The sequence below is a fragment of the Streptomyces sp. NPDC057424 genome (assembly GCF_042803315.1).
Classification (GTDB): domain Bacteria; phylum Actinomycetota; class Actinomycetes; order Streptomycetales; family Streptomycetaceae; genus Streptomyces.
Genome location: NZ_JBHVCP010000059.1, coordinates 38,220 through 46,447 on the forward strand (window position 1 = coordinate 38,220; position 8,228 = coordinate 46,447).

5 protein-coding genes are annotated in these 8,228 nt (G+C 70.6%); 2 read left to right on the forward strand and 3 right to left on the reverse strand.

Features of this window, described 5'->3' with window-relative positions; translation table 11 throughout:
- Window positions 1-2,367 (reverse strand): TIM-barrel domain-containing protein, encoded by a 2,367-nt coding sequence (locus ACFU3E_RS32085; protein ID WP_384166217.1) that lies wholly within the window; start codon window positions 2,365-2,367, stop codon window positions 1-3.
- A gap of 210 nt (window positions 2,368-2,577) precedes the next feature.
- On the opposite strand from ACFU3E_RS32085, the gene ACFU3E_RS32090 reads away from it, so the two are divergent.
- Window positions 2,578-4,545: an acetoacetate--CoA ligase gene (locus tag ACFU3E_RS32090; RefSeq protein ID WP_384166220.1), complete on the forward strand. Its 1,968-nt coding sequence runs from the start codon at window positions 2,578-2,580 to the stop codon at window positions 4,543-4,545.
- 171 nt (window positions 4,546-4,716) lie between these two features.
- Window positions 4,717-5,607 (forward strand): hypothetical protein, encoded by an 891-nt coding sequence (locus ACFU3E_RS32095; protein WP_384166223.1) that lies wholly within the window; start codon window positions 4,717-4,719, stop codon window positions 5,605-5,607.
- 71 nt (window positions 5,608-5,678) lie between these two features.
- Here the strand turns inward: ACFU3E_RS32095 and ptsP are convergent, their stop codons facing one another.
- Both ptsP and ACFU3E_RS32105 read right to left on the reverse strand, forming a co-directional pair.
- On the reverse strand, window positions 5,679-7,349 hold the full coding sequence (gene ptsP, locus ACFU3E_RS32100) for a phosphoenolpyruvate--protein phosphotransferase (protein WP_384166226.1): 1,671 nt from the start codon (window positions 7,347-7,349) through the stop codon (window positions 5,679-5,681).
- 77 nt (window positions 7,350-7,426) lie between these two features.
- Window positions 7,427-7,876, reverse strand: coding sequence for a PTS glucose transporter subunit IIA (locus ACFU3E_RS32105; protein WP_384166229.1), 450 nt, complete (start codon window positions 7,874-7,876; stop codon window positions 7,427-7,429).
- Between the last annotated feature and the right edge of the window lie 352 nt (window positions 7,877-8,228).

Consider the following 8,228-nt stretch of genomic DNA (forward strand, 5'->3'; position numbering starts at 1 on the left):
TCACAGCTCCCCGGCCCCACGGACGCGCACCGGGTAGGGCAGCCTGCCCCCGCCGTTCTCACCCTCCCGCTCGACGACCACCCGCGAGCCCATCCACCGTGCGGTGTAGCGCTCGATCTCCGGCTCGTCCCACCCGTCGCCCCTGTCCGGCACGACCAGCCCGCCCCCGGTCCGTCCCCGGGCGGGCGCCCACACCTCCAGTTCCACCTCGCCGTCCTCCCCACGTACCGGAAACACGGCACCCGCGCGTGCCAACACCGGTATCCGCGACAGCGGCGCGTCGACCAGCACCTGCCCCGGCCCCTCGAACGCCCGCCCCGTCGCGGTGTCGTACCAGCGCCCCCGCGGCAGCCGCACGGCACGCCGATCGACGCCCGGGCCGAGGACCGGCGCCACCAGCAGGCTGTCACCCAGCAGAAAGGCGTCCCCGCAGTCACGCAACGCCCGCTCCTCCGGCGCCGCCCACCACAGAGGCCGCACATAGGGCGCTCCGGTACGCCGCGCCAGATGCGCCAGCGTCATGAAGTACGGCAGCAGCCGCCGGCGCTCCACGAGCGCCACGCGCGCGTGCTCCAGCACCTCGCCACCGAACTCCCACGGCTCCCTGCGCCCCGCCCGCAGACTCGCGTGCGTACGGAACAGCGGCAGATACGCGGCCAGCTGGAACCACCGCAGATACAGCTCGGGAGACGGATCCCCGTCGAAGCCCCCGACGTCCGGCCCCGAGTACGGGACGCCGCACAGCCCGAGGCCCATCACCAGGGCCAAAGACGCCCGCAGCCCCGGCCAGCCGGTGGCCACGTCCCCCGACCACGTCCCTCCGTAGCGCTGCATGCCGGCCCACCCGGAGCGGGAGAACAGGAACGGCCGCTCCTCGGGCGCGAGCCTCCGCAGCCCTTCGAAGCCCGCCCCGGCCATACACAGCGCGTAGACGTTGTGCGCCTCACGATGGTCACCGCCCCTTCCCTCCAGGGAGTGCCGGGCCGAACGCGGCAGCGTCGACTCCCCGAAGGCGGTGAACGACGTGGGCTCGTTCATGTCGTGCCAGAAACCCGAGAAGCCCTGAGCGAGCCGCTCCTCGTAGAGACCGCCCCACCACGCACGCACGCGCGCGTGCGTGAAATCGGGAAACACCGCCTCCCCGGACCACACGACCCCCTCCACCACCTCCCCCGAGGCGTCCCGCACGAACGCGCTCTCGGCCGCCCCGCCGTCGTACACCGCATGGCCGGGCCGGGCCTTCACACCCGGGTCGACGATCGACACCAGCCGGATGCCGTCCCGCCGGAGCTCCTCGGCCAGCACGGGCAGCTTCGGGAAGCGGTCCTGGTCGACGGTGAACACCCGATGTGCCTCGAGGTGGTCGATGTCCAGGTGCACGGCGTCGAGCGGCAGACCGTGCTCCAGATAGCCCGCGACGATCCGCCGCACCTCCTGCTCGCTGCCGAACCCCCACACCGCGTGATGGTGCCCGAGCGCCCACGCCGGCGGCAGCGCGGGCGCCCCGGTGAGCGACGCCCAGGCGAGCAGCACGCGCGCGGGGGTACCCACCATCACCCAGCAGCGCAACGGACCGCCGTCCATCCGCAGCTCGCTGGTCCCGGCACGGTCATGCCCGGACCCCGCGCCCTCCTCACCCTCCCGCAACGTCACCCTGCCGTCCCACGAGCTGTCGTGGAACGCCAGATGCGTACCCCCGTCGGACACCACCAGCTGCACCGGCATCGTGATGTACAGCGGGTCGTCCCCGGGCACGAAGGCACGGCCGGGGTCGGTGTTCCACAGCCGGTACGTCCCGTCCGGCAGCCGAGGACCCGAGGAACGCCCCCCGAGCCCGAAGAACCGGGCGTCGGCACCCACCTCCGACCGCTGCATCCACCGCGCCGGGCCACCGCCGACAGGCTCCCACCACCGCGGCGGCAGATCACGCCGCAGCGTCACCCCGCCCGGAGTGCGCACCTCCACCGCCCCGTGCCGCGAGACCACGACCGTCACCCGCTCCGCAACGACACGCCAACCGCCGTCCTTGTCCGGTTCCAGGACCGCCCTGGGATCCGGCTCCGGGCAACTGCCGGCCAGCGCGTACGACGGCTCGGGCTCCGCCCCGTCCCAGCCCCAGAACACGGCCCCGCTCACGGCGACCAGAATCCGCAGCTCCGATCGGCTGAACCGGACGACACCGCCCCCCGGCCCCGGCTCCGCGTCCACCACAGGCCCGGGCACCCGCGCACGCTCCGCCCCTCGCGCCGGCAGCCCGGTGGCGTCGGCCCGGCGCCTGCGCCACGCTGCTCGTACGGTACGCACACCCTGCGCCGCCCCCACCGAAGCCACCGCCTTCACCGAACGCACCAGGTCACGACCGTTCATGCTGCTCACCCTGCCACTGACCGCCCCGCGCACGGGTGTCGTTCGCCTGCCGTTCACCCGTGCCAGGACCACATCTTCACGACACGGACTATGTGGGGCGCACCCTGGTATCGAAGTCGATCACATGGCATTGTCCGTGCCAGCCGCTCACGCGCACACCCCAGCCCGTGCGCGGAGGACGCACACGACGCGCACAGCCGGGAGCCGACCATGTCGACCGACAGTTTCCAGCCGCTCTGGCAGCCCGACCCCGAGCGCATCGCCCGGGCACGGATCACCAGCTTCCAGACCTGGGCCGCCGAACACCACGGCGCCCCCGCCGAAGGCGGCTACGCGGCGCTGCAGCGCTGGTCCGTCGACGACCTGGAAACCTTCTGGAAGGCCGTCACCCAGTGGTTCGACGTCCGCTTCTCGCACCCCTACGCACGCGTACTCGGCGACCGCTCGATGCCGGGCGCCCAGTGGTTCCCCGAAGCGACCCTCAACTACGCCGAACACGCCCTGCGCGCCGCCGGCACGCGCGCGGACGAACCGGCCCTCCTGCACGTCGACGAGACCCACGAACCACGCCCCGTCACCTGGGCCGAGCTGCGCCGCCAGGTCGGCTCCCTGGCCGCCGAACTGCGCGCCCTCGGCGTACGCCCCGGCGACCGCGTCAGCGGCTACCTCCCGAACGTCCCGCAGGCAGTGGCCGCCCTCCTCGCCACGGCCGCCGTCGGCGCCGTCTGGACATCCTGCGCGCCCGACTTCGGCGCCCGCAGCGTCCTCGACCGCTTCCAGCAGGTCGAACCCGTCGTGCTCTTCACGGTCGACGGCTACCGCTACGGAGGCAAGGAGCACGACCGACGCGAGGTCGTCGCCGAACTGCGCCGCGAACTGCCCACCCTGCGCGCCGTGATCCACGTCCCGCTCCTCGGCACCGAGGCACCCGAGGGCGCCCTGGACTGGTCGGCCCTCACTGCGGCCGACACGGACCCCGTCTTCGAGCAGGTGCCCTTCGACCACCCCCTGTGGGTGCTCTACTCCTCAGGCACGACAGGCCTGCCGAAGGCCATCGTCCAGTCCCAGGGCGGCATCCTGGTCGAGCACCTCAAGCAACTCGGCCTGCACTGCGACCTCGGACCCGAGGACCGCTTCTTCTGGTACACCTCGACCGGCTGGATGATGTGGAACTTCCTCGTCTCCGGCCTGCTCACCGGCACCACGATCGTCCTCTACGACGGCAGCCCCGGCTACCCGGACACCGGCGCCCAGTGGCGGATCGCCGAACGCACGAAGGCCACTCTCTACGGCACCTCCGCCGCCTACGTCATGGCCTGCCGCAAGGCAGGCGTGCACCCGGCCCGCGACTTCGACCTCTCCTCCGTCCAGTGCGTCGCCACCACCGGCTCGCCCCTGCCGCCCGACGGCTTCCGCTGGCTCCACGACGAGGTCCGCGACGACCTGTGGATCGCCTCCGTCAGCGGCGGCACCGACGTGTGCTCCTGCTTCGCCGGAGCCGTACCGACCCTCCCGGTCCACGTCGGTGAGCTCCAGGCCCCATGCCTCGGCACCGACCTGCAGTCCTGGGACCCCACCGGCAGCCCCCTCGTCGACGAGGTCGGCGAACTCGTCGTCACCAACCCCATGCCGTCGATGCCCATCCACTTCTGGAACGACCCCGACGGCAGTCGCTACCACGACAGCTACTTCGACACCTACCCAGGTGTATGGCGGCACGGCGACTGGATCACCGTCACCTCACGCGGCTCCGTGATCATCCACGGCCGCTCCGACTCCACGCTCAACCGCCAGGGTGTCCGCATGGGATCCGCCGACATCTACGAAGCCGTCGAGCGGCTCCCCGAGATCAGAGAGTCCCTCGTCATCGGGATCGAGCAGCCCGACGGCGGCTACTGGATGCCCCTCTTCGTACACCTGGCCCCCGGAGCCGTCCTCGACGAGGCCCTGCTGAACCGCATCAAGCAGACGATCCGCGAGCAACTCTCACCGCGCCACGTCCCCGACGAGATCATCGAAGTACCCGGCGTCCCGCACACCCTCACCGGCAAGCGCATCGAGGTCCCCGTCAAGCGCCTTCTCCAGGGCACCCCGCTGGAGAAGGCGGTCAACCCGGGCTCCATCGACAACCTCGACCTGCTGAACTTCTACCAGGACCTGGCCCGCAAACGCGCCTGACCTCCACCACCCCCAGCACACAACCCCAAGTCACCAGGGCAATGAGAGCAGGTCACAGCAGATACCGCTGTGACCTGTGGTTTCCGTCCTCCGGTGAACCGACCCCGCCTCGATGTCAGTGCCGCCGGTTACTGTGAGTGAGCATTGATCGACCGTGGACAGGGGGAAACAATGGCGCACACAGACAACCGCACCATGCGACGCGTCCTGCATCGCGAAATCGCCGGCACCATCGGCCTGCTGACCGACGAACACGACTTCCGGGCCATGCGGCGCTACCGCAGCTTCACCTTCGCCGACCACGCGACCTACCTGAAACAGGTGGAGACCCTCCTCAAGACCCGTGCCCTGCAGGGCAGCCACACCACGGTGGCCCTCTTCGACCCCGAGGAGTACGCCGAGTTCTGCACACGGAAGGGCCTGGACCCCGACAACCCGTCGAGCCGCACACGCTTCACCGCACAGATCTCGGTCACAGGCCCCACCCTGCCCTACGACGGCAGGCCGCTGGCCGACCTTCTCCCGGACCTCGTCGACGAAGCCGTACGTCAGGCCACCTGGGAGTATGCGACCACCCTCCTCGCTCGCCTGGGCGCCTGCACCTCCTGCGGCGAGGACATCGGACGCGCCGCCTTCACCCGGGCCTCTGACCTCCTCGTCCGCATCCTCGACACGGCCCCACCCGGTCACCGCCACCTCGTCTGCAGCGTCACCGGACCGCCCGAAACCCTCATCGCGGCCCTCCACATCACCGACAACGGGGCCGACCTGAAACCGGACGAGTCCGAAGCCCTCGAGTTCACCACTGTCCTGGCCCTCGGCCTGGCCACCGAAAGCCCCGGAGGACTCGTCATCCGCGTCAGCGCCCCGGACACACCCGACCGCGTCTACGGCTGGCGCATGCGCGCATACGGACTCGACCCCCTCACCCCAGGAGAGGTCTTCGACGCCTACTGCACCGACGTCGAATCCGGAGACCTGATCTCACCGGAATCCAACGTCGACTACTGCGCGCCGCCCGACCTCGGCGAGGAGAAACCCGTCCAGGGGCACCAGCACTGAACCGCGGGAGGGGCGCCCCACATCAGTGGGGCGCCCCTCCCTGGCCGCCGTCGTCGCAGGCCGGCCCGGTCTTACTCGCCCGACAACACCGCCTGCGCGGCGCTGCGCGCCTCCTCGGCACTGTCCGTCGCCCGCGCCGCCGCAGCGGCCCGCTCGCACTGCGCCAGCGTGTACTTCGCCAGCGTCGCCCGGACATAGGGGATGGACGCGGCACCCATCGAGAGAGAGGTGACGCCCAGACCGGTCAGCACACACGCGAGCAGCGGGTCGGACGCGGCCTCACCACAGACACCACAGCTCTTGCCCTCGGCCTTCGCCGCCTCGGCGGACAGCTCCACCAAGTCGAGCAGAGCGGGCTGCCAGGGATCCTGCAGGCGGGACACCGCGCCCACCTGGCGGTCGGCGGCGAAGGTGTACTGAGCGAGGTCGTTGGTCCCCAGCGACAGGAACTCGACCTCCTGCAGGATCGAGCGTGCCCGCAGCGCGGCCGACGGGATCTCGACCATCGCGCCGAACTTCGCCCGCAGCCCAGCCTCACGGCAGGCGTCCGCGAAGGCCCGGGCGTCCGTACGGTCCGCCACCATGGGAGCCATGACCTCGAGGTAGACAGGCAGCCCCTCCGCGGCCTTCGCGAGCGCGGTGAGCTGGGTACGCAGGACCTCCGGGTGGTCGAGCAACGTCCGCAGACCCCGCACGCCGAGCGCCGGATTCGGCTCGTCGGCCGGCGTGAGGAAGTCGAGCGGCTTGTCCGCACCCGCGTCCAGCACCCGCACTACGACGCGCCCCTCGGGGAACGCCTCGAGAACCTGCCGGTACGCAGCGACCTGCTTCTCCTCCGACGGCGCCTGCTTGCTGTCGTCCAGGAAGAGGAACTCGGTACGGAAGAGACCGACTCCTTCAGCACCGGCCTCGACGGCGGCCGCCACATCAGCGGGGCCACCGATGTTCGCGAGCAGCGGCACCTTGTGGCCGTCCGCAGTGGCACCGGGCCCGGTCGACGCCGCCAACGCGGCCTTCCGCTCGGCGGCCGCGGCCTCGAGCTGAGCCTTCTTCTCGTCGCTCGGGTCCACGAAGATCTCTCCCGTGCTGCCGTCCACGGCGATCATGGTGCCCTCGGCGAGCTCGCCTGCACCCGGCAGCGCCACGACGGCCGGCACGCCCAGCGCCCTGGCCAGAATCGCACTGTGGCTGGTCGGACCGCCCTCCTCGGTGACGAAGCCGAGCACCAGAGTCGGGTCCAGGAGCGCGGTGTCAGCCGGAGCAAGGTCGCGGGCAACCAGGACGTACGGCTCGTCGCTGTCGGGGACGCCCGGCATCGGCACCCCCAGCAGACGGGCGACTATACGATTCCGCACGTCGTCGAGATCGGCCACGCGACCGGCGAGGTACTCACCGGCCCCCGCCAGCAGCTCGCGGTAGGAGGCGAACGCGTCGTACACCCCGCGCTCCGCCGTGCTGCCGACGGCGATCCGCCGCTCGACATCGGCCATCAACTCAGGGTCCTGGGCCATCATGGCCTGCGCCTCGAGCACCGCCTGGGCTTCGCCGCCGGCCAGGTTGCCGCGCGCCATCAGGTCCGCCGCCACCGCCTCCACAGCCTTGCGGGCGCGCCCCTGTTCACGCTCCGCCTCTTCCGCCGGGATCTGCTTCGCGGGCGGCTCGAGCACCGCCGTTCCCATGTGCCGAACCTCGCCGATGGCCACACCATGGCTCACGCCGACGCCTTGCAGCGTTGTCTCCATCTCACCGTCTCCGATAGAGCGGCGGGCCCGGCCGCCGCATTGGTTGTGGTACTCGCCGTCATACGACGGCACTGACGTCACTTCCAGAGGAAGAGACTGTCGCCGGCCTTCACTTCACCGTCGATGCGAAGATCGGAGAGAGCTTCGACCGTGGCCTCCAGTGCCACGACCGGGCAGACCGCGGACTTGCCGGCGGCCTCGACGGCAGCCGGGTTCCAGCGCACGACGCCTTGGCCCCGTCTGACGGTGTCGCCCTTGTTCACGAGCAGCTCGAAGCCCTCGCCGTTGAGCTGCACGGTGTCGATACCGAGATGGGTGAGCACGCCGTGTCCGCTCTCGTCGACGACGACGAAGGCGTGCGGGTGCAGGGAGACGATGACGCCGTCCACGGGTGCGACGGCCTCGGAAGGCTCACGCACGGGGTCGATCGCTGTGCCCGGGCCGACCATGGCCCCGGAGAAGACCGGATCAGGCACGGCTGCCAGTCCGATGGCGCGTCCTGCAAGCGGGGACGTCACGGTGGTCATGGGAAGCCTCCCAGGGGTGGAGATCGATATGGCCGTCCCCGTAGGTACCGGGCGGCACACTGTTCAGCAGCGTATGTCACGTGAAGTGCCGGTTCCGCGCGAGCACCTCGAAGTGGTCTAGACCATACCTCAAAGTGATTTGCACCCGCTCCGAGGCCGCGTGTACAGTCGTACTCCTGCTTGGGGCTGAGCGGCGCAACCTCGCGTCCTGGCCGGGCAGCAACCAACTTGTCAGATCCTATCTTTGGGTCGCTTTCTGCATGCCTGCAGAACGGTGGTCAGAGGGCCGGAAGAACACTGATAGAGTCGGAAACGCAAGACCGAAGGGAAGCGCCCGGAGGAAAGCCCGAGA